This is a genomic window from Bradyrhizobium sp. CER78 (assembly GCF_029846235.1).
In the GTDB taxonomy this organism is placed as follows: Bacteria; Pseudomonadota; Alphaproteobacteria; order Rhizobiales; family Xanthobacteraceae; genus Bradyrhizobium.
Genome location: NZ_JARVWP010000003.1, coordinates 116665 through 142984, shown reverse-complemented (window position 1 = coordinate 142984; position 26320 = coordinate 116665). Strand labels below are relative to the sequence as shown.

23 protein-coding genes are annotated in these 26320 nt (G+C 64.3%); 8 read left to right on the top strand and 15 right to left on the bottom strand.

Annotation, left to right across the window (positions count from 1 at the left end):
• The first annotated feature begins 8 nt into the window (after positions 1–8).
• Complete coding sequence (locus QDT69_RS06555) at positions 9–413, top strand: cupin domain-containing protein (protein ID WP_146985948.1); 405 nt, start codon at positions 9–11, stop codon at positions 411–413.
• A 147-nt stretch (positions 414–560) separates the two neighbouring features.
• Here QDT69_RS06555 and QDT69_RS06550 read toward each other — a convergent pair whose 3' ends face one another.
• Both QDT69_RS06550 and QDT69_RS06545 read right to left on the bottom strand, forming a co-directional pair.
• Entirely contained in the window at positions 561–1364 is an 804-nt protein-coding gene (locus QDT69_RS06550) for a DUF2147 domain-containing protein (RefSeq protein WP_279705803.1), read from the bottom strand.
• Between the two features lie 183 nt (positions 1365–1547).
• The gene (locus tag QDT69_RS06545) at positions 1548–2321 is read right to left on the bottom strand and encodes a transporter substrate-binding domain-containing protein (RefSeq protein WP_279705802.1); all 774 of its coding nucleotides are present in this window, start codon (positions 2319–2321) and stop codon (positions 1548–1550) included.
• An 86-nt stretch (positions 2322–2407) separates the two neighbouring features.
• Between QDT69_RS06545 and QDT69_RS06540 the strand changes: the two genes are divergently transcribed.
• Positions 2408–2932, top strand: coding sequence for a DUF1993 domain-containing protein (locus QDT69_RS06540; RefSeq protein ID WP_279705801.1), 525 nt, complete (start codon positions 2408–2410; stop codon positions 2930–2932).
• Here the strand turns inward: QDT69_RS06540 and QDT69_RS06535 are convergent.
• The 7 genes from QDT69_RS06535 to QDT69_RS06505 form a co-directional block, all read right to left on the bottom strand.
• Positions 2929–3594 (bottom strand): hypothetical protein, encoded by a 666-nt coding sequence (locus QDT69_RS06535; RefSeq protein WP_279705800.1) that lies wholly within the window; start codon positions 3592–3594, stop codon positions 2929–2931. The two genes, QDT69_RS06540 and QDT69_RS06535, sit on opposite strands and share 4 nt — an antisense overlap.
• A 102-nt stretch (positions 3595–3696) precedes the next feature.
• Complete coding sequence (locus QDT69_RS06530; protein ID WP_279705799.1) at positions 3697–5121, bottom strand: amidase; 1425 nt, start codon at positions 5119–5121, stop codon at positions 3697–3699.
• A gap of 68 nt (positions 5122–5189) precedes the next feature.
• A complete protein-coding gene (locus QDT69_RS06525; RefSeq protein WP_279705798.1) occupies positions 5190–6179 on the bottom strand; it encodes a hydroxyacid dehydrogenase in 990 nt (329 codons plus the stop codon).
• Positions 6180–6208: 29 nt separating this feature from the next.
• Positions 6209–7309 (bottom strand): sn-glycerol-3-phosphate ABC transporter ATP-binding protein UgpC, encoded by a 1101-nt coding sequence (gene ugpC, locus QDT69_RS06520; protein WP_050423684.1) that lies wholly within the window; start codon positions 7307–7309, stop codon positions 6209–6211.
• Between the two features lie 21 nt (positions 7310–7330).
• Positions 7331–8242 carry a carbohydrate ABC transporter permease gene (locus tag QDT69_RS06515; RefSeq protein ID WP_279705797.1) on the bottom strand — a complete coding sequence of 304 codons (912 nt, stop codon included), beginning with the start codon at positions 8240–8242 and terminating at the stop codon, positions 7331–7333.
• Positions 8242–9180 (bottom strand): sugar ABC transporter permease, encoded by a 939-nt coding sequence (locus QDT69_RS06510; protein ID WP_279705796.1) that lies wholly within the window; start codon positions 9178–9180, stop codon positions 8242–8244. The genes QDT69_RS06515 and QDT69_RS06510 overlap by 1 nt, the downstream gene beginning before the upstream one ends.
• A gap of 116 nt (positions 9181–9296) precedes the next feature.
• Positions 9297–10637, bottom strand: a complete 1341-nt coding sequence (locus tag QDT69_RS06505) for an extracellular solute-binding protein (RefSeq protein WP_279705795.1) — start codon at positions 10635–10637, stop codon at positions 9297–9299.
• A 542-nt stretch (positions 10638–11179) separates the two neighbouring features.
• Here QDT69_RS06505 and QDT69_RS06500 point away from each other — a divergent pair.
• The gene (locus tag QDT69_RS06500) at positions 11180–11839 is read left to right on the top strand and encodes a Spy/CpxP family protein refolding chaperone (protein ID WP_279706183.1); all 660 of its coding nucleotides are present in this window, start codon (positions 11180–11182) and stop codon (positions 11837–11839) included.
• 290 nt (positions 11840–12129) lie between these two features.
• Here QDT69_RS06500 and QDT69_RS06495 read toward each other — a convergent pair whose 3' ends face one another.
• Genes QDT69_RS06495 through QDT69_RS06485 form a run of 3 tightly spaced genes read right to left on the bottom strand, consistent with a single transcriptional unit; the run spans position 12130 to position 15161 of the window.
• Positions 12130–12531: a VOC family protein gene (locus QDT69_RS06495; protein WP_279705794.1), complete on the bottom strand. Its 402-nt coding sequence runs from the start codon at positions 12529–12531 to the stop codon at positions 12130–12132.
• A gap of 24 nt (positions 12532–12555) precedes the next feature.
• Positions 12556–13743: an acyl-CoA dehydrogenase family protein gene (locus tag QDT69_RS06490; RefSeq protein WP_279705793.1), complete on the bottom strand. Its 1188-nt coding sequence runs from the start codon at positions 13741–13743 to the stop codon at positions 12556–12558.
• An 11-nt stretch (positions 13744–13754) separates the two neighbouring features.
• The gene (locus QDT69_RS06485; protein ID WP_279705792.1) at positions 13755–15161 is read right to left on the bottom strand and encodes an MFS transporter; all 1407 of its coding nucleotides are present in this window, start codon (positions 15159–15161) and stop codon (positions 13755–13757) included.
• A gap of 267 nt (positions 15162–15428) precedes the next feature.
• Here QDT69_RS06485 and QDT69_RS06480 point away from each other — a divergent pair, with 267 nt between their 5' ends.
• Complete coding sequence (locus QDT69_RS06480) at positions 15429–15680, top strand: PilZ domain-containing protein (protein ID WP_279705791.1); 252 nt, start codon at positions 15429–15431, stop codon at positions 15678–15680.
• 232 nt (positions 15681–15912) lie between these two features.
• Here the strand turns inward: QDT69_RS06480 and QDT69_RS06475 are convergent, their stop codons facing one another.
• The gene (locus tag QDT69_RS06475) at positions 15913–17982 is read right to left on the bottom strand and encodes an ATP-dependent helicase (RefSeq protein ID WP_279705790.1); all 2070 of its coding nucleotides are present in this window, start codon (positions 17980–17982) and stop codon (positions 15913–15915) included.
• Positions 17983–18094: 112 nt separating this feature from the next.
• Between QDT69_RS06475 and QDT69_RS06470 the strand changes: the two genes are divergently transcribed.
• Positions 18095–18352, top strand: a complete 258-nt coding sequence (locus QDT69_RS06470; protein ID WP_074127113.1) for a hypothetical protein — start codon at positions 18095–18097, stop codon at positions 18350–18352.
• 159 nt (positions 18353–18511) lie between these two features.
• Here QDT69_RS06470 and QDT69_RS06465 read toward each other — a convergent pair whose 3' ends face one another.
• Entirely contained in the window at positions 18512–18766 is a 255-nt protein-coding gene (locus tag QDT69_RS06465) for a hypothetical protein (protein WP_279705789.1), read from the bottom strand.
• A 105-nt stretch (positions 18767–18871) separates the two neighbouring features.
• Positions 18872–19066: a DUF3072 domain-containing protein gene (locus QDT69_RS06460; RefSeq protein ID WP_279705788.1), complete on the bottom strand. Its 195-nt coding sequence runs from the start codon at positions 19064–19066 to the stop codon at positions 18872–18874.
• A gap of 121 nt (positions 19067–19187) precedes the next feature.
• Here QDT69_RS06460 and QDT69_RS06455 point away from each other — a divergent pair, with 121 nt between their 5' ends.
• From QDT69_RS06455 to QDT69_RS06445, 3 genes are all read left to right on the top strand, one after another.
• Positions 19188–19478, top strand: coding sequence for a hypothetical protein (locus QDT69_RS06455; protein WP_279705787.1), 291 nt, complete (start codon positions 19188–19190; stop codon positions 19476–19478).
• A gap of 166 nt (positions 19479–19644) precedes the next feature.
• The gene (locus tag QDT69_RS06450; protein WP_279705786.1) at positions 19645–19827 is read left to right on the top strand and encodes a hypothetical protein; all 183 of its coding nucleotides are present in this window, start codon (positions 19645–19647) and stop codon (positions 19825–19827) included.
• Between the two features lie 298 nt (positions 19828–20125).
• The gene (locus QDT69_RS06445) at positions 20126–26305 is read left to right on the top strand and encodes a HAMP domain-containing protein (protein WP_279706182.1); all 6180 of its coding nucleotides are present in this window, start codon (positions 20126–20128) and stop codon (positions 26303–26305) included.
• Positions 26306–26320: the final 15 nt, after the last annotated feature.

Genomic DNA, 26320 nt, shown 5'->3' with positions numbered 1-26320 from the left:
GTAACCCCATGGATATCCACGTTTCCGGCTCGCGGCCGACCCGCCGCGCGCCGAAGGAGAATTTCACCGGCAGCGTGCTGCAGGACCCGATCAACATGGCGCCGGCACCGGCCCGGCTGAACGCCTCGCGGGTGTCGTTTGAGCCCGGTGCCCGCACCGCCTGGCACACCCATCCGCTCGGGCAGACGCTTTACGTGATCTCGGGCATCGGCCGCGTGCAGGCCAAGGGCGGGCCGATCCGGGAGATCCGCCCCGGCGACGTGGTCTGGATTCCGCCGAACGAGAAGCACTGGCACGGCGCGTCGCCCGACAACAGCATGACCCACATCGCCATGCAGGAGGCACTCGACGGCGTCTACTCGACCTGGATGGAGCACGTCACCGACGAGGAATACAACGGCAAGGTCGGCTAAGCCGTCGTTGCCCGCCAAGACAGAAAGCCCCGCTCGTGAGCGGGGCTTTTGCTTTCGTAGCTCGGATGGAGCGAAGCGCAATCCGGGGCGATCTTTCCCGCGGCAAGGTCCCCGGGTTTCGCTGCGCTTCATCCGGGCTACAGGAGATCAATTCACCCGCGTCCAGGTCTGGCCGCCGCAGAACATGCCGCCGAACGCGCAGCCCTCCACGCGCAGGGTGTCGGGGCTCTTCAGCGCGATGGTGGAATCGTAGGTGCTGCCGCTGTTCGGATCGAAGATGCGGCCGCTCCACTTGTCCTTGCCGGGTTTCATGTTGATCAGAACCTGTTCGCCATTGGCGTTCGATTTCTTGTCGACCGAGTAACCGCAGAGATTGGCGCCGCATTGCTCGATGCGGACCTTGCCTTCCTTTTCCTCGGTCAGCCAGACGCCGAGCGGCGAGTTGGCTGCCTGCACGGGGTTCGCTGCAGGCTTGGGTGCAGGTGATGCGGCGCCGACCGTTTGCGGTGGGATGGGACTGGCCGCCGGCGCTGCGCTTTGCTGCACAGCAGGTGGCGCCGGTGGTGGTGGCGGTGCGGTCGCCGCTGTAGCCGGCGGCGGCGCGACGCTCGTGTTCGCGGGCTCTGCCGTTGCGGCTGCCGGCGCCGCCGGGGCAGCGGCGTGATCAACCGCAGCCGGAGAGGGTGATGCAGTGGCCGTGGGTGGCGTGACGGGCGGAGACGGAGAATCCGTCCTGGCGTCCTTCGGAGCGCTCTCGCGCTTCTGCTCGGCGTCTTTGTGCGTGGCGCGCTTGGAGCTGCGGCCGGTATTGTCGTAGACGCCGGGAATGGAAACCGTTCCACGGTCCGGATCGATGCGGATGGTGCGGCCGCCGTAATCGAACGTGTATTGTGCCTGCGCTGTCACTGTACTCGCCAGCACAAGCGTGGCGATCGCCAGAAGCTTCTTCATCTCGATCTCCAGTGCAGGGAATCCCGTTCGCAAGGCTATTTGGTAGCCGCCTCGTTGAACGTGCCCCAGATCACGGTCAAAACATGAGTCGAGTCCTGAGAGCTTTGGTTCAAAGCATTGGATCGCGGTTCGGTTTCAGGCCGAGCGCATCAATTTTTGGGCACGCGGGTCTGATGCCGCAGGCTATTCGAACCATGCGGCGTAGATCTTCGCATAGCTGCCGTCTTCGTGCGTGATGTGAAGCCACTGGTCGACGAACGCCTTCAAGGCGACGTCGCGTTGCATCCAGTAGGCCTTTTCCGCGAAGTCGAACGGCTTGTCGGGATGCACGGCGCAGAGCACGCCGGGATGCAGCTTCTGCTGATAGCGCGTCTCGGACGCGTCGGTCATCATCAGGTCGGCATCGCCCTTGGCGATCTCGTCGAAGATCTTGGTGTTGTCGTTGAAGACGCGGATATCGGCGGTCTTCACATTGGCGCGCGCAAAGCGCTCATTGGTGCCGCCGGGATTGACGATGACGCGGGTGCCCGGCTTGTCGATCTCGGCGAGCGTCTCAAACTTGCCTTTGTCGGCGCAGCGCGCGATCGGCGTCTTGCCCTCGTGCATGATCGGGGTCGAGAACAGGCCCTTCTTCTGCCGGTCGAAGGTGATGGAGACGCCGCCCATCGCGATGTCGAAATTGTCGGCCTCGAAATCCCTGGTCATTTGCGGCCACGATGTCGGCACGAACTCGACTTTGACGCCCAGCGCCTTGCCGAGCGATTGCGCCATGTCAACGTCGAAGCCGCGAAACGCCTTGGTCTCCTTGTCGAGCGCCGTGAAGGGCAGGTAGTCGCCGGTCATCCCGACGCGCAGCGTGCCGCGCTTGACGATCTCATCGAGCCGGGATGGCGCCTGCTGCGCATGTGCGGCGGAAAGAAGCAAAGCGAGAGTGAGGCCGGCCAGCGCGCGAAACATCAAACGTCTCCGTCAATTCCGATGACATGTCATTGCGGAGCATTTAGACCAGATGAAGCGATCGAGCCAGCATCGCGAGGGCAAAAGTGACCATCTCGCTCCATGAAGCATCCGTCGGCGTCTATCTGCCGTATCTGCGCAATCTTTCCGCGCTGCTCGATCATGCCGAGGCGCACAGCAGGGCGCGCAAGTTCGATCCCGACGTGTTGCTCGGAATGCGGCTCGCGCCGAACATGTACAGCCTTCGCCAGCAGATCGGGGAGGCGAACCGGCACGTCGTGCTGAGCTGCGCGTTGCTGGCGGGGCGCGCGCCGCTCGCCTTCGCAGAGGCGGAGCCGGACATTGCGGAGTTGAAAGCGCGGATAGCCGCCACGATTGATTTTGCGCAGGGCCTGCCACGGGAGGTGATCGACGCCGCCGCCGACAGGGATGTCGTCTTCACGTTCCGCAGCGGCGCGACCAGGCCATTCACCGGCAAGTCCCTGATCCTGACCTTCAGCGTTCCGCAGTTCTTCTTCCATATCGCAACTGCCTACGACATCCTGCGCCATGCCGGCGTCGATCTCGCGAAGAAGGACTTTCTCGGACCGCCGAGGCCGCCGCAGGGTTAGGCCTCGTTGCTGTCCCGGCTCATCCGCAGGGCGGCAGCGGTGCGGCTGGCGATCTCGTGCTTGAAATGCTCGAAGCGCCGCCGCGCTTCGGCCTCGCGATCGTCGACGAATTTGATCGCGGCGTCCCGGTCCATGGGGCCGTTGACCAGAGGGGCCGATCCTTCGCCGACGGTCTCGTCGACATAGTACTGGGCGCCGTCCTGGCGCACCGTCCAGCGGAAGCGTAGCGCGGCCATCGGGCCCGGGCCGGACTTGGAATAGCCATTGGCCTCGATCGGTTGAGGCGGCTGGATCGGCTCCGGCTCCGGCTCCGGCGCGCTCGGCTCGGGTTCACTCAGCTCGGGCTCACTCGGCTCAGCCGGCGCGACCGGCTGAGCCTGTTCGATCGGCGCGGGCTCCTCGGTTGGTGCCGGCTCGACGGCCGCCGGTTCGGCGGGCGCGGCCTCGATGGTCACGGTCTTGATGGATACGGTCTCGACGGTAACGACTTCGACCGACGAGGGCAGGGGCGGCGGCATCGCGATGGAGACCGGCGGACCCTCAGTCGGCTCGGATGCTTTGTCCGCCGTCTTGTCGGGCGACGTGGCCTTCTCGGGAGGTGTCTTGGTCTGATCGAGAATGCTCGCGATCGCGGCAAGCGCATTGTCGGTCGGGTCGCTCACGGTTCGGTCTCCCAGGCACGACGCCGGCGGAATCGCGCCGACGCCCTTCCTATCTACCTGATCTGACTATCCTTTGTCAGCTAGGCGCTTCGCTTGATAGCGCTAGGCGCAAACCGGCGGACGGCGGTCCTTCCAGGGACGGACCTGCTCGAGCTGGCCGGCGAGGCGGAACAGCAGTCCTTCCTCGCCGAGCTTGGCCGCGAACATCATACCGAGCGGCAGCCCTGCCTTGTTCCAGGCCAGCGGCACCGACATCGCCGGCTGCCCGGACATGTTGAACATCGAGGTGCCCGGCATGTAGCGGCGCAGCGCCGGCGCGATGTGGCTCAGATCCTCGGACATGGTGTTCAACTCGCCGAGGCGGAGCGGCGGCGCACACAGGGTCGGGCTGAGGAAGACGTCGCAGCCCTCGAAGAAGGTCGCAAGCCCGCGCGAGACCTGGAATGCCGCAAGCTGCGCGGCGACATAATCGGCCGGGACCATCTTGGCCGAGTTCTGGCCGCTCGCGAGCGTCAGGCGCTCGACATCGTCCGACGTCAGGGTGCGCCCGACCCGCTGCTCGAGCAAGCGGATGGTCAGCGCCGTGTTGCCGCCGACGATCGTGGTCATGAGCGCGGCGGGATCGGCCGCAAGCTGTGGCGCGCGCTCCTCGACATGATGACCAAGGCCAGCCAGCAGCTTGGCAACGTCGCGGACCGCCGCTGATATCTCCGGATCAATGGCATCGCCGTAGGGCGACTTGTCGGTGAAGCTGATGCGTAGCTGACCAGGGTCGCGGCCGACTTCCTGCGAGAACGGCCGCTCCGGCGGCGGCGCGACGTAGAGGCTCGACGGCTCCGGACCATGGATCGCATCCATCATGACCGCGCTGTCGCGCACGCTGATGCTGAGCACATGGCCGACCGAGAAGCCGCCCCAGCCTTCGCCGCGGTCGGGACCGCAGGGGTTGCGGGCGCGCGTCGGCTTCATGCCGAACACACCGCAGGCGGAGGCTGGAATTCGGATCGAGCCGCCGCCGTCGCTGGCATGCGCGACGGGCAGGATACGCGCCGCGACCGCAGCCCCGGCGCCGCCGGACGAGCCGCCGGAGGAATGCTCGAGATTCCAGGGATTGCGGGTCGGGCCGAACAGACGGGATTCCGTCGTCGGCATCAGACCGAATTCCGGGCTCGCGCTCTTGCCGAAGATCGCAAGACCCGCATCGAGGAAGCGCTGTGTCAGCGTCCCGTTGTGGTCTGCGACGAAGTCTTTCAGCAGGCTGGCGCCCGACGTGGTGCGGGTGCCCGCGAGCAGATCAAGGTCCTTCAGCAGGAACGGCACGCCGGTGAACGGGCCGTCAGGCAGGCCCTTGGCGATCTGGCGCTCGGCGTAGTCGTAATGCTTGACGACAACGGCGTTGATCTTGGGGTCGATCGCGGCGGTGCGCGCGATCGCCTCGTCGAGCAACTCCTTCGGCGTCACGTCCTTGTTGCGGACCAGCTCGGCGAGACCGACCGCATCGGAGTTGCCGAATTCCTTGAAGGCCATTTAGGTGCTCCGCATCGCCGGGCCGATCATGCGGATCGGCCGCGGCGTGAACGAGGATCGATGAAAGCTCAGCCGAGCACGTCCTGGTTGATCACGTTCTGGCGCAGCGGATTGCCGTCCAGCACGCTCAGGATATTGCGCGCGGTCTGTTCGCTCATGCGATCGACGGCCTCGACGGTCACGCCGGCGACATGCGGTGCCATGATCACATTCGGCAGGGCGTGCAGCGGCTGGCCGACCGGCGGAGGCTCGACCTCGAACACGTCGAGGCCTGCGCCGGCGAGCTTGCCCGACACCAGCGCGTCGTGCAGCGCCTTCTCGTCCACGATGCCGCCGCGGGCCGTGTTGATGAGATACGCGGTCGGCTTCATCAGCCTGATCCGCGCAGCGTTGAACAGGCCGACGGTCTCGGGCGACTTCGGGCAATGGATCGTGACGAAATCCGCCCGCGGCAGCGCCGCCTCGAGGCTCGGCACCGCCTCGCAGCCGGCCGCAGTGATCTCGCTGGCGGGCTTGTACGGGTCGTAGACCAGCACGTTCATTTCCATCGCAAGGCAACGCTTGGCTGTGCGGGTGCCGATGCGGCCAAAGCCGACGATCAGGACCGTCTTGCCGTAGAGGTCGAACGGCAGCACGCCGAGCCGGCTCGCCCAGGTGCCGTCTTTCACCATCGCGTGCATTTCCTGCGCGCGCTTGGCCAGCGTCAGCATCATGAACAAGGCATGCTCTGCGACCGACGGCGAGTTCGCGGTGCCTGCGACCATCAGCGGCACCTTGCGGGCCGACAGCGCGGGCACGTCGACGGCGTCGTAACCGACGCCGATCCGGGTCACCACCAGCATGCCCTTGGAGGCCTCGAGCTCAGCCTCGCCGAAGCGGGTCGCGCCGAGCGCCACGCCATGGACCGGCGCGTGCTGCTCCAGCATCGCCTGGAAGTCCTTGGCCGAGATCAGGTTGGGAAATTCGATGAGTTCGACGTCGTCCCGCTCGTTGAGGAGGACCCGCGCCCCCGGAGACAGAGTCTGGGTGATGAAGATCTTCTTCTTGTTGGTGGCCATTTCCTGCCCTTGAGGTTTCTTGTGCGCCGTCAAAGGACGGCGCCGGTCACCTCGTTTAGCAAATGCATATTGTTGAGGTCCACAGCCAATCGGAGCGGGCTGCCATCTTGCGCGCCCGCATTGGGGCTGACCCGGCCGCAGACCTGACTGCCCTCGAGCGTGAAATAGACCAGGGTCTCCATGCCCATCGGCTCGGTGACGTCGAGCACCGCGTCGAACGGCTCGACGCCGGGCTCGGCATGCGGCCGCGCCTCCATGACGTGCTCGGGCCGGATGCCGAGCAGCAGTCTGTCGGTGCGGGAGAGGGCCTGGTAGCGGGCGGCGCGCGCGGGCGGCAGCGCGAAGGCGAGGCGGTCGGTCAGCCGCACGTTGAGCTTGCCGCCGACGTCCTCGAGCCGGCATGGCACGAAGTTCATCGCCGGCGAGCCGATGAAGCTTGCGACGAAGCGGGTCGCGGGCTTGTGATAGAGCTCGTTGGGCGTGCCGATCTGCTCGATCCTGCCGTGGTTCATCACCACGACGCGATCTGCCAGCGTCATCGCTTCGACCTGATCGTGGGTAACATAGACGGTCGTGGTGCGGACCTTCTGATGCACCTTCTTGATCTCGATCCGCATCTGCACGCGTAGCTTGGCGTCGAGATTGGACAGCGGCTCGTCGAACAGGAACACCTTCGGATTGCGCACGATGGCGCGTCCCATCGCAACGCGCTGGCGCTGGCCGCCGGAGAGCTGCTTGGGCTTGCGGTCGATCAGGTCGGTGATGTCGAGCATCCGGGCGGCTTCCGTGACCCGGCTCTTGATCTCGGCCTTGGGGTAGTTCTTGAGCCGCAGCCCGAACGACATGTTCTCGGCGACGGTCATGTGCGGATACAGCGCATAGTTCTGGAACACCATCGCGATGTCGCGGTCCTTCGGCGGCACGTCGTTGACGACGTCGCCGCCGATCATGATGTCGCCGTCGGAAATGTCTTCGAGGCCGGCGATCATCCGTAGCGTCGTCGACTTGCCGCAGCCGCTCGGCCCGACCAGCACCACGAACTCGTGGTCGGCGATATCGAGGTCGATGCCGCGCACCGCCTCGACCTCGTCGTAACGCTTCACCACCTTGCGCAAACTCACGTCGGCCATGAATTCCTACCCTTGTCGCGTTCAACCCTTTGTCGCACCGGCAGTCAGGCCGGCAATGTAGTAGTCCATCAGGAAGGCGTAGATGATCAGCGGCGGCGCGGCGCCGAGCAGGGCGCCGGTCATGATCTGTCCCCAGTTGAAGACGTCACCCTTGATCAGGGTGGTGATGATGCCGACCGGCAGCACGAGCTGATCCGTCGAGGTGGTGAACACCAGGGGATAGAGGAACTGGGCCCAGGAGACCGTGAAGGCGAAGATCGTCGCCGCGATCAGGCCGGGCAGTGCGACCGGGATGAAGATCCGGGTCAGCGTCTGGAACCAGCTCGCGCCGTCGATGATCGCGGCTTCGTCCAGCTCTTTCGGGATCGAGGCGAAATACCCGATCATGATCCAGGTGCAGAATGGCACCGTCAGCGTCGGATAGATGAACAGCAGCACGTACCAGCGATTGACGAGCTGGATGCCGGTCCAGTCGCCGAACACCGCGAACATCTTGAACAGCGGGATGAACAACAGGCTGTCCGGGATGAGGTAGGTGAGGAACACGCCGGTCGCGAGCGTCGCCGAGCCCCAGAATTTCATCCGCGCCAGCGCAAAGGCGGCCGGCACGCTGATCAGCATCGTGATGGTGACCACGATGATCGAGACCCAGGCCGAATTCCAGAAGAAGCGCAGGAACTGGTTCGAGGTCAGCAGCTGGACGTAATTCTCGAGCGTGGGTTGGTGCACCCACCACGGATTGGTCGCCGCCGATATCTCCGCGCTGCCCTTCAGCGAAGTGATCAGCATGTAGAATGGTGGCGTCAGCGAGAAGATCGCGAACAGCGTCAGGAAGAAATAAGACCAGCGCAGTGCCCAGGTCCGGTCGCGGCTCATGCTGCCGTACTTGACCTTGCGGGTCGGTCCCGACTTGTCGATCGTCACCGTGCTCATCAGGCTTCGTTCCCGCGTTTGGTGATATCGCGCAGGATGAAGATCGCCGCGATCGCGAGGATCGGCACCATGAACAGCGAGACGCTGGCGCCGAGCGGAATATCGCTGCCCTCGATGCCGACGCGGAACGCCCATGTCGCGAAGATGTGGGTGTGGTCGAGCGGTCCGCCCGCGGTCAGGATGCGCACGATGTCGAAATTGGCGAACGTCACGATCAGCGAGAACAGCGTCGTGATCGCGATGATGTTGCGCATCATCGGGAGCGTCACGTACCAGATCCGCTGCCACCAATTGGCGCCGTCGATCGCGGCCGCCTCATAGAGCTGCTCGGGCACCGATTTCAGCGCCGCCAGATACATGATCATGAAGAACGGCGCGCCGTACCAGACGTTGACCAGGATCACCGAGAAGCGCGCCCACATCGCATCCCCGGTCCACGGGATCGGACCGATGCCGAAGAAGGACAGCGTGTAGTTGAAGGCGCTGTAGGACGGGTCGAACAGCCACAGCCAGGCCAGCGTGCTCATTGCCGGCGGGATCACCCACGGCACAAGCAGCATGCCGCGCCACTTGCGTTGCTTGTTGGCGGGCACGTTGTGCACGAAGTGCGCGACGATGAAACCGATCAGCGCCTTGAAGATCACCGCGGAGATCGCGAAAATGCAGGATTGCTTGACCACCAGCCAGAAGGTTTCGCGCTTGAACAGGAACTCGAAATTGCCGAAGCCGACAAACTTCGTCATCGCCTTGTTCAGCGTCGCCAGATGTAGCGAATAGATCGCCGGATAGATCACCAGGATCGCGATCAGGAGGATCAACGGCAGCGTCATCAGGAACGCCGACATTGATTTGCGCCGCAGCGCGTTGCGCAGGCCGACACGCCGTCGCCCTGACTGGGCCGCCGCCGTGCGGTTGGGCTGGAATGCGACATCAACCATAACGCAGGTCCCTCGCGCGGGTTGGTTGCACAGCTCGCCGGTTCGGCGGCCGGGAAGTAGAGACGAGAGCTCGCGCGGCCAGCACCAAAGGCGGTCGCGCGAGAGCTCGCCTGTCGTCAGCTTCGCATGAAGCCTTCACACTCGCCCTCGGCCCAGGCAAGCGTCTTTTCCATGGCCTCACCCTGGTGGTACCGCAGGCACATCTTGGTCAGCGTGGCCTGGAAGTAGATCTGCTGGGCGACCTTGGGCGGCGCGGGCGAGGCCGCGATCGATAGCGTCTGGTGCTTATAGGGGTTCGGGTAGTGATAGAGCGTGCCCTTCGGCGGTCCGATCTCTTCCCAGACCTTCAGCGTCGTGAGCTTTTCGTAGGCCGGCAGATCGTAGCCGCCGCTCGCGACCACCATCTTCTCGATCGATGCGGGTTGCGACAGGAACGACAGCAGGCTCTTGGCCGCCTCCTTGTTCTTCGAGAACGACCAGATCGACCAGAAGAACGGCAGATAGGGCGCGAAGCGTCCCTTGGGTCCGGCCGGGAAGCCGTGCGTCCAGCATTGCTCCGCGACCTGCGGGGCATCGCGCTTGGCGACCGCCCAGGCGCTCGGCGGGTTCATGATCATCGCGCCCTTGCCCGCCACCAGCCACTTGTTGTTGGAGGCATCGTCCCATGCGGAGACATCGGGCGGCAGGAAGGCGAGCAGCTTCTTGTAGTAGTCGAGCGACTGGCGCACCGCGTCGGTCTTGACCGTGAGGTTGCCCTTGGCATCGACCAGCTGCGCGCCGAACGACTGGAAGATCGCGCCGGCGGTGTCGACACTGTCGCTGGTCTCGCCGAGACCGATGCCGAACGGGAAGCCGGCCTTGTGGCAGGCTTCGGCCGCCTTGAGGAATGTGTCGAGGGTCCAGTTATCCGCTTTCGGCGGGCTTCCAGCCGGGTACATCTCCTGGACGTCGATGTTGGCGTATTTCTTCATCAGGTCGATGCGCGAGCAGGGGCCCTTGATCTGGCTGCCGACGCTGGCGGGAACACCGAGCCATTTGCCGTCGGCCTGGCCCAGATACTTCACCGTGCCGTTGACCTCGCCGTTCAGCTTGATCAGCGGGTCCATGATGTCGTTGACCGGCTCGAGCAGCTCGGCATTGGCCTGCGGCCACCATGTCGGCATCTGGAAGATATCGTGACCGGATTTCGCCTGCGCCTCGGCGGCGATGGTGACGATGTTCTTGTTGCCCTGGCTGGTGATGTAGTCGAGCTGAACCTCGACCTTTTCCTTGGCGGCCCATTCATTGACGAGCTCGGTGGAGGCGCTGTTCGCGCCCGGCACCCAGTGATCCCAGAAGCCCATCGAGAGCTTGCCGGCTGCGTAGGCGCCACGCACGTAGGGGGCTGTGATGAGCGCCGCCGATGACAGCGCTGTCGCTGCAACGAATTCTCGGCGCGAAAGCTTCTTCCGTGACATGGCATTCCCTCCCTGGTAGCCGACGGACAAAAGACTTTTTTGAATCCCGTTGTTGTTTTTGTGCGTCGCGTTCGCGCGACGTCGCGGGATTTCGTTCACACCGATCAGAACAGAATTGCCGGCGGCTGTCGAGAAACGAGATGCCTGTGCCACGTAGTACTAACGTTGTGGTCAAATCGGAGGCAGCATCATCGCATCACTGCCATTGCCGGCGGTTTGCGGCGGTTCTTGCAATCATGCTGCGACGCACCCGAAGGTTGGCGCGGCCGTGATCGCGGACGGTGCGCGGTTGAGCCGCAGCTTTCCGGTCAAGCCCGACCGATCCGTGTTCCGTCATGTTGATGCCCAGCCCGACCGATAGACTTGCCGAAGGCGGAGACGATAAAGTCGGATTCGTCGAGCCTACCCCCGCTTCCATTCTGCAATCCATCATCGATCACGGAGACCCGACCATGCTCATCCCGGTAGCGAAGCTGCGAGCACGATGGAAATTGTGCGCCGCGGTTGGGGCCGCCACCGTCACGCTGCTTGCCGTGCCCCATATGGTCGATGCGCAGATCGTGCAGGGTGTCGAGCAGGGCGCCCGCGAAGGCAACAAGGCTGCCGGACCAGTTGGCGGGGTTCTGGGCGGAGCGATCGGCGGCGTCGTCGGGGTTGTGACCGGCGTGACCGGGGTGTTGACCGGCAACAACGGCAACCCGAATGCCGGCAACGGCAAGAACGCACAGGCTCCCGCGTCCGGTGACAAGCAGGGCGCCAAGGCCGCCAAATCGGCCAAGGCCGCCGCCAAGGACAAGGTCGCCAAGCAAGCGCCGACCGTGCTGACCCAGGCCGGCGCACCGCAGCTCACGGCCGAACAGATCGTCGCCAATAGCGACGCCAACATCGAGCGGATCAAGAAGGAACTCAACCTGACGCCGGAGCAAGAGAAGAACTGGGCCGGCTTCAACAGTGCGATGCACTATCTCGGGCACAATGGCGCCGACCGGCTCAACCTGCGCATTGCACGCGCGCAGCGCGATCCGCCCGACGACATCATCGAGCAAATGCGCAACGAGGCCCAGTTCCTCAATGATCGCGCGGTCGATCAGCGCGGCGTCGCCGATGCCGCCGAGCCGCTTTATGCCAGTCTCGACGACAAGCAGAAACAAATCTTCATCAATGAAATGGTCCGCCTCAGCCACGAGCGCGGGCTCGACTGAGCACTTTTTCGCCCCCGAAGTGGGGACGAATAGCCGGGCCACCAAGCCCTGGGGTAGGTTAAAGGCGCAGCACCCGGCTATTCTGCCGCAGCGGCGCGGCCCGGTTAATTCGTCATTCAATGTTGAAGAAAAACCGACCGGATCACGCCCGAGTGATGGCCGAGTCTGGGCCTTGTCGGGAACCGATTTCGCGATGGGAAATAAATGGCCGACGGTTGCGTCGGCCATTTGTTGAGCAAGGCAATCCGGCGAAGGCTGCTTCAGCTCTTTTCGGTTCAGCCCTTTTCGGTTTAGCTCTTGGGGAAGTTCAGCTCCACGCCGACGCCGTCGGGATCGTAGAGGAAGATCTGGGTGTCGCCGGTGCGCGGCACGATCTGCTCACGGAAGCTGACGTTCTTCGCCTGCAGGCGCTTGCGCACGGCGTCGACGTCGGTGGCAGCGAAGGCAATATGGTCGAGCCGCCCGGTGTCTTCATATTTTTTCTCGGTGCCCCGCACGACGATGCCGTCGCGCGGCTTGCGGGTGCCCATTAAATGGACAGTGGCCTGGCCGCCGGAATAGAGCCAGTAGCCGGGGAAATCGAGCGGCGGACGATCGCCATTCTCGAGCCCGAGCACATCGCAATAGAACGCCTTGGTCTTCTCCAAATCCTGCGGTTCGATGGTGTAATGCTGCAGTCCGCCCAACGGCATGGTTCTTCTCCTTGAGAATTCAGATTAGACGAAGCTGAGATCAGCATCGACGCCCAGCATCCAGGCGCCGACCGTCTCGAAATGGCTGAAGCGGCCCTGCAGTTGCTGCGTCACGGTATGAATGTCGCGGAAACGCCGTTCCAGCGGATGGCCGTCGAAGATCGCGGTGGCGCCGGCCGTGTTGTAGGCGAAGTCGACGGCCTCGCGCGCCTTATGAATGGCGTGCGTCGCCGCCATCCGGATCGTCATGCGCTGCGCGACCGTAATGCTGTGGCCGGCCACCAGGTCCTTCCAGATGTCTGCCGTCGATTGCAGCAGGAAGGCGCGGGCGGCGCGCAGATTGACCTCGGCCTGGGCTAGGCCGGATTGCACCACGGCATTGTCGCGCAGCGTCTTCTTCATGCCGCGCGGCACCTTGTTGCGGGCGACGTCGACGAAATTGTCCAGCGCGCTGCGGGCAATGCCGCAGGCAACCCCGGCGAACCCGACCTGGTAGCAGGTGTGGTTGCTCATCCGGTACAGCGGACCATCCTCGCGGCATTCGCGGTCGAATTCGCGGGTGATCGAATGGTCCGCGCGGACGAAGAAGTCGTTGAGCGCGAACTGGTCGCTGGCGGTACCGCGCAGCCCGACCGTGTTCCAGATGTCGGTCCATTGGACGTCCTCGGTCCGCACCAGCATGGTGCGTTCGACCTGTTCGCCATTGGCGTCGCGGCGCGGCGAGCCGTCCGCGGCATAGACCGGGCAGTGCGCGCCGAGCCAGGTGGCGTGCCGCCCGCCCGACGCGAACGACCAGACACCGGTGACGCGGTAGCCCCCCTCGCATTCGATCGCCTTGACCTTCGGGCCGGGGCCCCAGGCCAGCACGGCACGCGGATCGGTGAACATCTCCCGTGCGACCGGCAGGTCGAGATAGGCCGCCGACATCGCGCAGCCGCCGGCCTGGCTCAGGCACCACGCCGTCGAGGCATCGGCCTTGGCGATGGTCTCGATGGTATGGAAGAAGGTGACGGGATCGGTCTCGATCCCGTGGGTTGAACGGGGCAGCAGCAGGCGGAACAGCTGCGCCTCATGCAGCCGGTCGAGCAGATCGGGCGGCAGGCGGCGGGTCGTTTCGATCTCGTCGGCGGCGGCCGCAACCGCGTCCCTGATCGCCTCGGCACGGGCGATCACGTCACGATCGCCGGCGAGATCCGCAGAAGTCGTGTCCATGTCCGCCTCCCTCAGGCGCGCCGGATCGTTGCGGAGGCCGCGACATCAGCCGTCGCGTTGAGCTCCTTGTCGATCTGCTCGATCGACTTGCCCCGCGTCTCCAGCCCAAAGAACAGATAGACGGCGCCCGCCATCAGGAACCAGCAGCCGAGATAGACGAAGGCGGTCGGGATCTGGGTCAGCGGCACGTCCGGCTTGAGGTAGTTGTTCGAGCCGACGATCAATGCGAGGCCGACCGGCCCGATGATCTTGCCGATGCCGCCAAAGCCGTAGGCCGATCCCATGCCCGTGGTGCGCAGATGCGACGGCCAGACCTCCGCCGCATAGGGCCCCACGATCGCAAAGCCGCCGTCGGCGAAGAAGAAGGCAGCGCCAAGCAGCAGCCAGAACGCCGACATGCCGAACAGCGCCGCGTCGTAGTGATAGCCGGCAACGATGGTCAGCGCGCCGGCGCCGAAGCCGAGCAAGCCGCCGGCCACGCGCCGTCCCAGCAACTCCGAGAAATAAGAAAACGAGATGCGGCCGACGAAGCCGGTGACGCTGAGCAGGATCATCATCTTGGCGGCCTCCTGCGGCGTGACCTTCAGTAGCAGCACGAACAGGGCGGGCGCCCACAGTGTGATGCCGTAGACACCGGTCTGCGCGCCGGCATTGCCGAGCCAGGAGACGACCAGGCTGCGCGGATATTTGAACAGGTCGAACCAGCTGGTCGTGACGATCGGGCCGGCGTCGGCCGCGCTCGGCAATGGCAGTTCCGACGGCGGCACCTGTAGGGCCCAGGCCAGCGACTTGCGGGCCTCGTCATAGCGTCCCTGTCGGCACAGCCAGCGCGGCGATTCCGGAACCCAGAGCCGGACCAACAGAACCAGGATCGCCGGCAGCACGCCGATCGCAAACAACAGCCGCCACTGATCGGTGCCCATGATCGCGCCCAGCACCGCGCCGAGGCCGACGCCGAGCGGGATCACGCAGGTGACGAGCCCGCCGACCCAGCCGCGCTTGTGCGAGGGCATGAACTCCTGCACCAGCGGCAGGTCGACGCAATAGAGGCCGCCGACACCGGTGCCGACGAAGAAGCGCAGGATCGCGAGATAGACCCAGCCATTGTCGGGCGTGAAGTAAAGGAGACCGGTCGCGATCGAGAAATTCAGCACCGTGCCGATGAAGACGATGCGCCGCCCGACCCGGTCGGCGAGCCAGCCCCAGAGATAGGCGCCGATGATCGCGCCGATGCCGGAACTCATCAGCACGGTGGCCGACTGGCCGAAGGTGAGTTTCCATGGCCCGATCAGGAAGGCGAGCACAAAGCCGATCAGGAAGTAATCGAAGAATTCCAGCGCATCGCCGATGATGGCCGCCGCAAGGATCTTGATCTGGTTGCCGGTCAGAGTCGTCCGGCGATCGAGAATCTCGAACATGGCGCGTCTCCCCATGGCGCCTGTTCATTGTTGTTGGGAGCCTGCGTCGCGCCAGCGCATCGCCCATCAGATAAGGCTATCCTCGCGCCGTCGCGAACGGCAAGCCCGCGCCGACGCGGGGCTCATCTGCGCGGAGGCGATACGCAATTCGGCTTAGTGCTGCGCACAAATCGTGGTGCGAAAGCCTGATGTGAGCCGCGCCAGCCGTTGACTCCTGCAATGCCGATCGCCCACGTTCACGTGAAGAGAGTGGGGGAGGCAGTCCGGGTGGACGAAAAGCGCAGGCATCCGCGAACCGAAGTCAACGAACCCGGCTATGTCTCGTCGGGCGGTTCGGTCATGCATTGCACGATCGTGAACATATCTCCGGAAGGGGCGGCTATCGAGGTCGAGAATCCGGCCTTCGTCCCGCACCGATTCCGCCTGGTCATGGCCCGCGACGCTTCGGTGGTCCATGAGTGCCAAGTGATCTGGAGCAAGAAGACGCGGATTGGAGTGAGTTTCGTGACGACCGCCTGAGTGCGGCAATCTCCCAGCGCGACATGATCACGGCGGCCGGTTCCGATCTTACCCTGAAGGGCTTCGACCACCCGGTTGCGCTGTTTCCTGCGTGAATTGACGCGGCGCAACAAAAAGACGGCTCCCGCGCGGAGCACCGCGCCGAAGCCGTCGGGGATGGTCGTTTGCCGATTACGAACTCTGCCTCAACGCAGCGTTGGCGGCTTCGTTCCGGCCGTGGCCAGGATTTTCGTCAGCGCCACATGCCGCGCATCCGGGCGCCGATGTCGATCGGCGGCGCGCGGCTGGCGGAGGAGGCTTGCGCGGCTGCGGCGCGCGGCCAAGTGGTTCGCTCGAACATCGGCAGCAGCCGTTCCGGGATGAAGCGGGTGCGAGAGGCGTACATATGGCGGTCGCCCTTGGCGGCCTGGCCGTGGACGAAGAAGCGCTGCGGCACCATGAGATGCAAATCGTCCTTGGCGCGGGTCATCGCGACATAGAGCAGGCGGCGCTCCTCCTCGAGCTCGGCCGAGGTGCCGGCGCCGAGGTCGGAGGGCATGCAGCCGTCGACGACGTTGAGCACGTAAACGGACTTCCACTCCTGTCCCTTGGCGGAATGGATGGTCGACAGGATCAGGTAATCCTCGTCGAGCAGCGGCACGCCGGCCTGGTCGCTGGTCGCGTCGGGCGGATCGAGCGTGAGCTCGGTGAGGAAGCGCTCGCGCGACGGATAGCCGGCCGCGATCTGTTCGAGCTGGATGAGGTCGGCGCGGCGGACTTCGCTGTCCTCATGGATGCGATCGAGATGGGGCTCGTACCACAGGCGCGCGCGCTCGATGTCGACGGGCCATTCCGAGTAGCGCAAATTCTCGATCGCCTCGACGAACAGCCACCAGTCGGCGCCGGCGCGGGGCGGGGCCGGCAGCGCGACAAGCGCCGCAATCGGATCGGCGGCCTCGGCCATGTGGTCGAGCACACGCTGCGCCGAGGCCGGCCCGACGCCGGGCAACAGATGCAGGATGCGAAAGCCGGCGACCCGGTCGCGCGGATTGGCCGCGAAGCGCAGCAGCGCCAGCATGTCCTTGACGTGCGCGGCATCGAGGAATTTGAGGCCGCCGAACTTCACGAACGGAATGTTGCGGCGGGTCAGCTCGACCTCGAGCGGTCCGCTGTGCGAGGAGGTGCGGAACAGCACCGCCTGGTGCTTCAGCAGGGTGCCTTCCTCGCGGTTGGCAAGCACCTGCTCGACGATGTAGCGGGCCTGATCGGCCTCGTCGCGGATCGTGACCAGCTGCGGCTTGCGGGTCGAGGTCCGGTCGGTCCACAGGTTCTTGGTGAAGCGTTCCTTGGCGAGCGAGATCACGCCATTGGCGGCCGACAGGATCGGCTGGGTCGAGCGATAGTTGCGATCGAGGGTGACGATCTCGGCGGCCGGGTTGAACTGCGCCGGGAAGTCCAGGATGTTGCGCACCGTCGCGGCACGGAACGAATAGATCGACTGCGCGTCGTCGCCAACCACGGTGAGCCCGCGTCCTGCCGGCTTGAGCGCGAGCAGGATGGAAGATTGCAGGCGGTTGGTGTCCTGATATTCGTCGACCATCACATGGTCGAAGCGGCCGCCGATCTCTTCGGCCAGCGCCGGGTCGGTCACCATCTGCGCCCAGTAGAGCAGGAGGTCGTCGTAATCGAGCACGTTCTGCCGCTGCTTGGCTTCGACATAGGCCGCAAACAATTGCTTCAGCTCGCCGGCCCAGCCGGAGCACCATGGGAAGAACTGGCCGAGCACGGCTTCGATCGGCATCTCCGAATTCACGCAGCGCGAATAGATCGCAAGGCAGGTGCCTTTGGTCGGGAACCGGCTTTCGGTGCGGGAGAAGCCGAGGTCATGGCGGACCAGGTTGATCAGGTCGGCGGAGTCCTCACGGTCATGGATCGTGAAGGCCGGGTCGAGGGCGATGCGCTCGGCGAATTCGCGGAGCAGCCGCGCGCCGACGCCATGGAACGTGCCGGCCCAATTCAGCGCATCAGTCATGACGGAGGCGCGGTCGCCGAGCACGCGCCGTGCAATGCGTTCGACGCGGCCTGCCATCTCGGCGGCGGCGCGCCGCGAAAAGGTCATCAACAGGATGCGGCGCGGATCGGCGCCGGCGACGATCAGATGCGCGACGCGATGGGCGAGCGTGTTGGTCTTGCCGGAGCCCGCGCCGGCGATCACCAGCAATGGCGCGCCGACGATGCAATCCTTGCCGACGCCGTGCTCGACGGCGCGGCGCTGCTCGGAATTGAGCGCATCGAGATAGGCTGTGTTGTCAAGATCAGGCACGAATCACCCCCACGAAACGCTAACAGACAATGCGATTCAGTGAGGCAGGCGGACCTGCGCGGGCGCAGAGAAATTAGATTGACATTAACGCGGCGCGGAGCACAACCCCGCCATGGGTGACGTTTCCAAATCCGATACGCCGCTGAAGGCGATATTCCAGGTGCGGCTGAACGGCGAGACGGTGACGCTCGCGACCGTCGGCCAGGCCTACCGCTTCATCAGCAATCTCAGCGCCGTCGAATGGATGGAGTTCCGCTCCCTGCATGACGAAGCGCTGGTTGCGCTGGAGCGCGCGGCAGGGAACGCGATGCTGACGGTGCAAGCGACCAACGCGCTGCGGACGTTGTTCGTCCGCGCAAAGTTGCTTTGAAAAGAAATGGGCCGCCTTGGCCCTCCGAGGCGGCCCGAGAGTGCGGCCGAAATGCATTGCGCCCGGCCGTCGCGTGTACCGCCGTTACCTTGTTTGCGGCCATAACGAAGACGGCCCTACGCAACCACCGCCGATTCGGCTGTAGCTGCTGCGCCACAATCAGGGGCCGACGTCGTCGATGAGGCGGTCATACACAAGGGCAGAGCGCATGTTGATCGTTGCGATCCTCAGATAGCTGGGTTCGCGCATCGCGTTGTTGAACATCAAGATAGCCGTCTTCCAATAGCCGCGCTCGCGCTGATCGGCGTTCAGCGCTGACAGATAGTCCGCGGCATCGCCAATCGTCGCGAGTATTCGCCCGTCTTTCAGCGTGATCGGGAACGCAAGCGGCGACCGCTTCTCCAGCTCCAGCACGAAAGGCTCCCCCAAAGGTCATGCAGCGGCCAAGCAGCCATAACAGAACAGACCTAGCTGCGCCGCTCTATCAAAGCCTTAAGGGAGTGTCCGGCTCGCCGGGGGTTAGAACGAGTCCGCCAGCGCAATCTCCGCCCGCAGGGCATCGATGCGCCGTTCGGCTTCCTCTGACGTCAGGTCGCGCGCGTATTGGTTCGGCTGGTAGGCCTCCTCGGCCAGGCTCCTCAACCGCAGCGCCTGGGCGCGGGACATCAGCCCGCCCAGCCGGTCCGCAACCCCGCCAAACTTCACCGCTGCCATGCTCATCATCCACCTCGCTTGCCGGATCGTGACTTGACAATATGTTCTATTTTTGTTCTAACAAGACATGGACAACAAGATCAATGAAATTCGTCGCAGGATCAGCACTTTGCGGGCTGAGATGACCTTGATCGAAGCGTCGATCCGGGACCAGGTCAATCGCGACCTGGATTGCAGCGAAGCGTCCTACCGGCTGATGGCGATGCGCGCCGAAGTCACCGAGCTGATCGGCCGATGGAAGGCCGCTGGTGGCGGTGAGCGCCTCCCGACCGTTCGCGAGCGGCTCAGCCGAAGCTATGCGGATCGCCCGATTGCAATGGCCAAGACTGACAAGGCCAAGGCTGACAAGGCCAAGGCGGAGAAGACCAAGCAGGCCAAGCCCAAACCGGGCCTCAGTAACACCAGGGTGTGATCCGGCGGCTCGGCTGAACCAGGGCCGACACGCCGCCTTGAGCCTAAATCGGGTTTCCGGGTCGGAACCCGAGCCGCAGGATCGGCATTTTCTTGTGGTGAGAGCCAACACCATAGCATCGCCCAGCGCCATGATCGCCGATCCGACCGCACCACCGCGGGCATCGATGAATGACGATCGCAGCCCGCTGCTGACGCTGATCTCCTGCATCAGCTGCGTCAGGACGATGCGGCTCGAGAGCAGCTCTCCTGGCAGCGAGGGCAGGGACATTCTTCAGTATCGCTGCGAGCAATGCAGCCGCATCGAGCGCGTGCAATTGGTGCGGCGAACCTGGCCGGCGGATCGCTAGCAACGTTTCGCGAAAAAGTTTCATTCGTCTTTGGAACTTTTGGTTCCATTCACCATTAAGCCACTCGGTTTGCGTCACAAATCGTGGTTTTGGCGTTTTCCCGCTTGAATAGATCCAAGGCAGTCATTCTTATGGTCACACTGGCTTTTCCGAGTCCCCGGATTCGTAGCCAGCGCGTAGGGGAAATTCCATGACCGATCTCGGTTCTCCGCCTCGTCCCCGTGCTGATACACGCCGCGCCCAATCATCGAATGGAAGTCTCGATTCCTCGCACGATCTGCTGCAGTCGCTGCAGGCGATGCGCGGCGGCGACTTCTCGGTGCGGATGCGTGGCGATTATCTCGGCATCGACGGCAAGATCGCAGACGCCTTTAACGAAATCGCCGCCGCCAACGAGCGCATGGCGCAGCAATTGGCACGCGTCGGGCAGGTCGTCGGCCGCGAAGGACAGACCCGCCAGCGCGTCAATTTCGGCCTCGCCAGTGGCGCGTGGGCCGACATGGAAAGTTCGGTCAACACGCTGATCGACGATCTCTTGTGGCCGACCCGCGAAGTCACCCGCGCGGTCGCCGCGGTGGCGCAGGGCGATCTGCTGCAGACCGTGCAACTCGACGTCGAGGGCAGGCCGCTGCGCGGTGAATTCCTGCAGTCGGCGAACATCGTCAACACGATGATCAAGCAGCTCTCGGTGTTCACCTCGGAGGTGACGCGCGTCGCCCGCGAAGTCGGCACCGAAGGCAAGCTCGGTGGCCAGGCCCAGGTACCGGAAGTGACCGGCGTCTGGAAGGACCTGACCGAGAGCGTCAACTCGATGGCCAACAATTTGACCGGCCAGGTCCGCAACATCGCCGAGGTGACGATCGCGGTCGCCAACGGCGACTTGTCCAAGAAGATCACGGTCGACGTTCGCGGCGAGATCCTGCAGCTGAAGGAGGCCATCAACACGATGGTCGATCAGCTGCGTTCATTCGCATCGGAAGTGACGCGCGTGGCGCGCGAAGTCGGTACCGACGGCAAGCTCGGCGGCCAGGCGATCGTGCCGGGCGTTGCCGGTACCTGGAAGGACCTCACCGACTCCGTGAACGCGATGTGCGGCAATCTGACTGCACAGGTCCGCAACATCGCCAACGTGACCACGGCCGTGGCGCGCGGCGACCTGTCGCGCAAGATCACGGTCGACGTCAGCGGCGAAATCCTCGAGCTGAAGGACACCATCAACACGATGGTGGACCAGCTCAACTCGTTTGCGTCGGAAGTGACGCGCGTGGCGCGCGAGGTCGGCACCGAGGGCAAGCTCGGCGGCCAGGCCCAGGTGCCCGGCGTCGCCGGCACCTGGAAGGATCTGACCGACAACGTCAACTTCATGGCGTCGAACCTGACCGCGCAGGTCCGCAACATCGCCGACGTCGCGACCGCGATCGCCGGCGGCGACCTGTCGAAGAAGATTACGGTGAACGTGTCGGGCGAGATCCTTCAGCTGAAGGAAACGCTCAACACCATGGTCGACCAGCTCAACGCCTTCGCGTCCGAAGTGACGCGCGTTGCGCGCGAGGTCGGCACCGAAGGCAAGCTCGGCGGCCAGGCCAACGTGCTCGGCGTCGCAGGCACCTGGAAGGATTTGACCGACAACGTCAACTTCATGGCCTCGAACCTGACCGCCCAGGTCCGCAATATCGCCGGGGTCACCACCGCGGTCGCCAACGGCGACCTGTCGAAGAAGATCACGGTGGACGTGCGCGGTGAAATTCTCGAGCTGAAGGACACCATCAACACGATGGTGGATCAGCTCAACGCCTTCGCGGGCGAGGTGACGCGCGTGGCGCGCGAGGTCGGTACCGAAGGCAAGCTCGGCGGCCAGGCCGAGGTGCGCGGCGTTGCCGGCACCTGGAAAGACCTGACCGACAGCGTCAACTCGATGGCCTCGAACCTGACCGCGCAGGTCCGCAACATCGCAGAGGTCGCGACGGCGGTCGCGAAGGGCGACCTGTCGAAGAAGATCACGGTGAACGTGTCGGGCGAAATCCTTCAGCTGAAGGAAACGCTGAACACGATGGTGGACCAGCTCAACGCCTTCGCAGGCGAAGTGACGCGCGTGGCGCGCGAGGTCGGCACCGACGGCAAGCTCGGCGGCCAGGCCGAAGTGCCCGGCGTTGCCGGCACCTGGAAGGATCTGACCGACAGCGTCAACTCGATGGCCGGCAACCTGACGGCGCAGGTCCGCAACATCGCCGAAGTCGCAACCGCGATCGCCGGCGGCGACCTGTCGCGCAAGATCACGGTCGACGTCCGCGGCGAGATCCTTCAGTTGAAGGAAACGCTGAACACGATGGTCGACCAGCTCAACCGCTTCGCCGGCGAGGTGACCCGCGTGGCGCGCGAGGTCGGCACCGACGGCAGCCTCGGCGGCCAGGCCAACGTGCCCGGCGTCGCCGGCACCTGGAAGGACCTGACCGACAACGTCAACTCGATGGCCGGCAACCTGACGGCGCAGGTCCGCAACATCGCCGAAGTGACGACCGCGGTGGCGCGCGGCGACCTGTCGCGCAAGATCACGGTTGACGTGAAGGGCGAAATCCTCGAGCTGAAGAACACCATCAACACGATGGTGGATCAGCTCAACGGCTTTGCCGGCGAGGTGACGCGCGTGGCGCGCGAGGTTGGTACCGAAGGCAAGCTCGGCGGTCAGGCCGAAGTGCCCGGCGTCGCCGGCACCTGGAAGGACCTCACCGACAACGTCAACTTCATGGCGTCGAACCTCACCGCGCAGGTCCGCAACATCGCCGAGGTGGCGAGCGCGATCGCCGGCGGCGACCTGTCGAAGAAGATCACCGTGGACGTGCGCGGCGAGATCCTGCTGCTCAAGGACACCCTGAACACGATGGTCGAGCAGCTGCGCTCGTTCGCCGCCGAAGTGACGCGCGTGGCGCGCGAAGTCGGCACCGAGGGACGGCTGGGCGGCCAGGCCGTGGTGCCCGGCGTCGGCGGGACCTGGAAGGACCTCACCGACAACGTCAATCTCTTGGCCGCGAACCTGACTACCCAGGTCCGCAACATCGCCGAAGTGACGACGGCCGTGGCGCGCGGCGACCTGTCGCGCAAGATCACGGTCGACGTGAAGGGCGAAATCCTCGAGCTGAAGAACACCATCAACACGATGGTCGACCAGCTCAACGCCTTCGCCGGCGAGGTGACGCGCGTCGCGCGCGAAGTCGGCACCGAAGGCAAGCTCGGCGGCCAAGCCGAGGTGCGCGGCGTCGCCGGCACCTGGAAGGACCTCACCGACACCGTCAACGTCATGGCGGCGAACCTGACCGAGCAGGTGCGCGGCATCGTCAAGGTGGTGACCGCGGTCGCCAACGGCGACCTGAAGCAAAATCTCACGGTGAAGTCTAAGGGCGAGGTGGCTGCGCTCGCCGACACCATCAACAACATGACGGAAACGCTTGCGACCTTTGCCGAACAGGTCACCAGCGTGGCGCGCGAAGTCGGCGTCGAGGGACGGCTCGGCGGTCAGGCCAACGTGCCCGGCACCGCCGGCACCTGGAAGGACCTCACCGGCAACGTCAATTTGCTCGCGGCCAACCTGACCTCCCAGGTGCGCGCGATCGCGGAAGTCGCGACCGCGGTGACCAAGGGCGACCTGACGCGGTCGATCCAGGTCGACGTGCGCGGCGAGGTCGCCGAGCTCAAGGACAACATCAACACGATGATCGGCAACCTCCGTCTCACGACGGAGCGCAACACCGAGCAGGACTGGCTGAAGACCAATCTGGCGCGCTTCACCAACATGTTGCAGGGCCAGCGCGATCTCGCGACCGTCGGCCGCCTGCTGCTGACCGAGCTTGCGCCGCTGATCAACGCGCATATGGGCGTGATCTACCAGGTCGATAATCCCGAGAATGCGCAGCTGCGGCTCCTGTCGGCCTATGCCAGCGACAGCAGCAATCCGCATCCGCAGATCGTCCAGTTCGGCGAGGGCCTGATCGGCCAGTGCGCACTCGACAAGCGCCAGCGCCTGGTCTCGGACATTCCCGGCGATGCGGTACCGATCAATTCGGCCTTGATGCGGATCATGCCGAAGAACCTCGTCGTGTTCCCGGTGCTGTTCGAGAACCAGGTCAAGGCCGTCATCGAGCTGTCCTCGATCTCGTCATTCACGACCTCGCAGATCACCTTCCTCGAACAGCTCACCGACAGCATCGGCATCGTGCTCAACAGCATCGAGGCGACGATGCAGACCGAGGCGCTGCTGAAACAGTCGCAACAGCTCGCCGGTGAATTGCAGACCCAGCAGAAGGAATTGCAGCAGACCAACGACCAGCTCGAGCAGAAGGCCCAACAGCTCGCCGAACGCAATGTCGACGTCGAGCGCAAGAACCAGGAAATCGAGCAGGCGCGGCGCGCGCTGGAAGAGAAGGCGACCGAGCTGTCGCTGACCTCGAAATACAAGTCCGAATTCCTCGCCAACATGTCGCACGAGTTGCGGACGCCGCTGAACTCGATCCTGATCCTGGGCCAGCAGCTCACAGAGAATCCCGACGGCAATCTGACCGGCAAGCAGGTCGAGTTCGCCCGCACCATTCACGGCGCCGGGACCGACCTGTTGAACCTGATCAGCGACATCCTCGATCTGTCCAAGATCGAATCCGGTACGGTGACGGTCGATGCCGAGGAAATTCTCACCTCGAGCCTGCTTGAAACGGTTGGACGGCCGTTCCGGCATGAAGCGGAGAACCGGCATCTTTCCTTCAGCATCGATGTCGACACCAACCTCGCGCGCAGCATGGTCACCGACTCCAAGCGGCTGCAGCAGGTGCTGAAGAACCTGCTCTCGAATGCGTTCAAGTTCACCGCTGACGGCGGCGTCAGCCTGACAGTGTCGGCCGCGCTCGGCGGCTGGAGCGCCGAGCATCCGATCCTGAACGCCGCGCCCGCCGTCGTTGCGTTCGAGGTGTCGGATACCGGCATCGGCATTCCCCAGGACAAGCAGAAGCTGATCTTCGAGGCGTTCCAGCAGGCCGATGCCGGCACCAGCCGCAAATACGGCGGCACTGGTCTTGGCCTTGCCATCAGCCGTGAGCTGGCGAGCCTGCTCGGCGGCGAGATCCATCTGCGCAGCGCGCCTGGCAAGGGCTCGACGTTCATACTCTATCTGCCGCTGAAATACGCCGGACCGTCCGTGGCGTTGCGCCCGCAGGCACCGCTGCCGATGCCGCACTCGCCGGCGCCATCGTTGCAGGCGACAGGCGTGCAGGAGCGCGTGATCGAGCAACTGCCGGATGACCGGCTCGAGCTCGAGCCCGGCGACACCATCCTGCTGATCGTCGAGGACGACCCGCATTACGCGCGGGTGCTGATCGACCTCGCGCGCGACAAGGGCTTCAAGGTGCTGGTCGCAAGCCGCGGCGCCGAGGCGCTCGATCTCGCCAAGCAATTCCAGCCGAGCGCGGTCTCGCTCGACGTCTTCCTGCCCGACATGCTGGGCTGGACCGTGCTGAGCCAGCTCAAGCACAATCCGCTGACCCGGCACATTCCAGTCCAGATCATCACGCTCGACGAGGATCGGCAGCACGCATTGGCACGCGGCGCCTTCTCTTTCGTCAACAAGCCAACGACGACCGAAGGCGTCAGCGCGGCGCTGTCGCAGATCAAGGAATACGCCAGACCGCGTCGCAAACGCCTCTTGATCGTCGAGGACAATGCGGCGGAGCAGCTCAGCATCACCGAGTTGCTCGGGCACGAGGATATCGAGATCGTGACCAGCGGGACCGGGGCAGGGGCGCTCTCGACGCTGCGCGAAAATCCGTGTGATTGCGTCGTGCTCGATCTGCGGCTGCCCGACATGAGCGGGTTCGAGGTGCTGGATCAGATCCGCAAAGACGATGCGCTCTCCAATATTCCCGTTGTGGTGTTTACCGGCAGGGAACTCTCGGCTGAAGAGGATGCGGAACTGCACACGATGGCGCGCAGCATCGTCGTCAAGGGTGTGGAGTCACCGGAGCGTCTGCTCGACGAAACGTCACTATTCCTGCACCGTGTGATCACGGAATTGCCCGTCGAAAAACAGAGGATGCTGGAGAAGCTCAATAGTTCCGATGAGGATCTTATTGGCAAGACCGCGCTGCTGGTCGACGACGACGCCCGCAACATCTTCGCGCTGTCGAGTGTGCTTGAGCGGCGAGGTATGAAGGTGTTGACTGCGACAACCGGTCACGAGGCGATATCGCTGGTCGAATCCAATCCGAAGATCGCCATCGTGCTGATGGACATCATGATGCCGCAGATGGACGGTTACCAGACCATCGGCGCCATCCGGCAAAACCCCGCCTTTGCGCGGCTGCCGATCATCGCGCTGACTGCGAAGGCGATGAAAGGTGACCGTGAGAAATGCCTGGAAGCAGGCGCATCCGACTATCTGGCGAAACCCGTGAACACAGAGCAACTGCTGCTGGCGATCCGCATGTGGTTGCATCGCTGATCGGCGATCGAACAT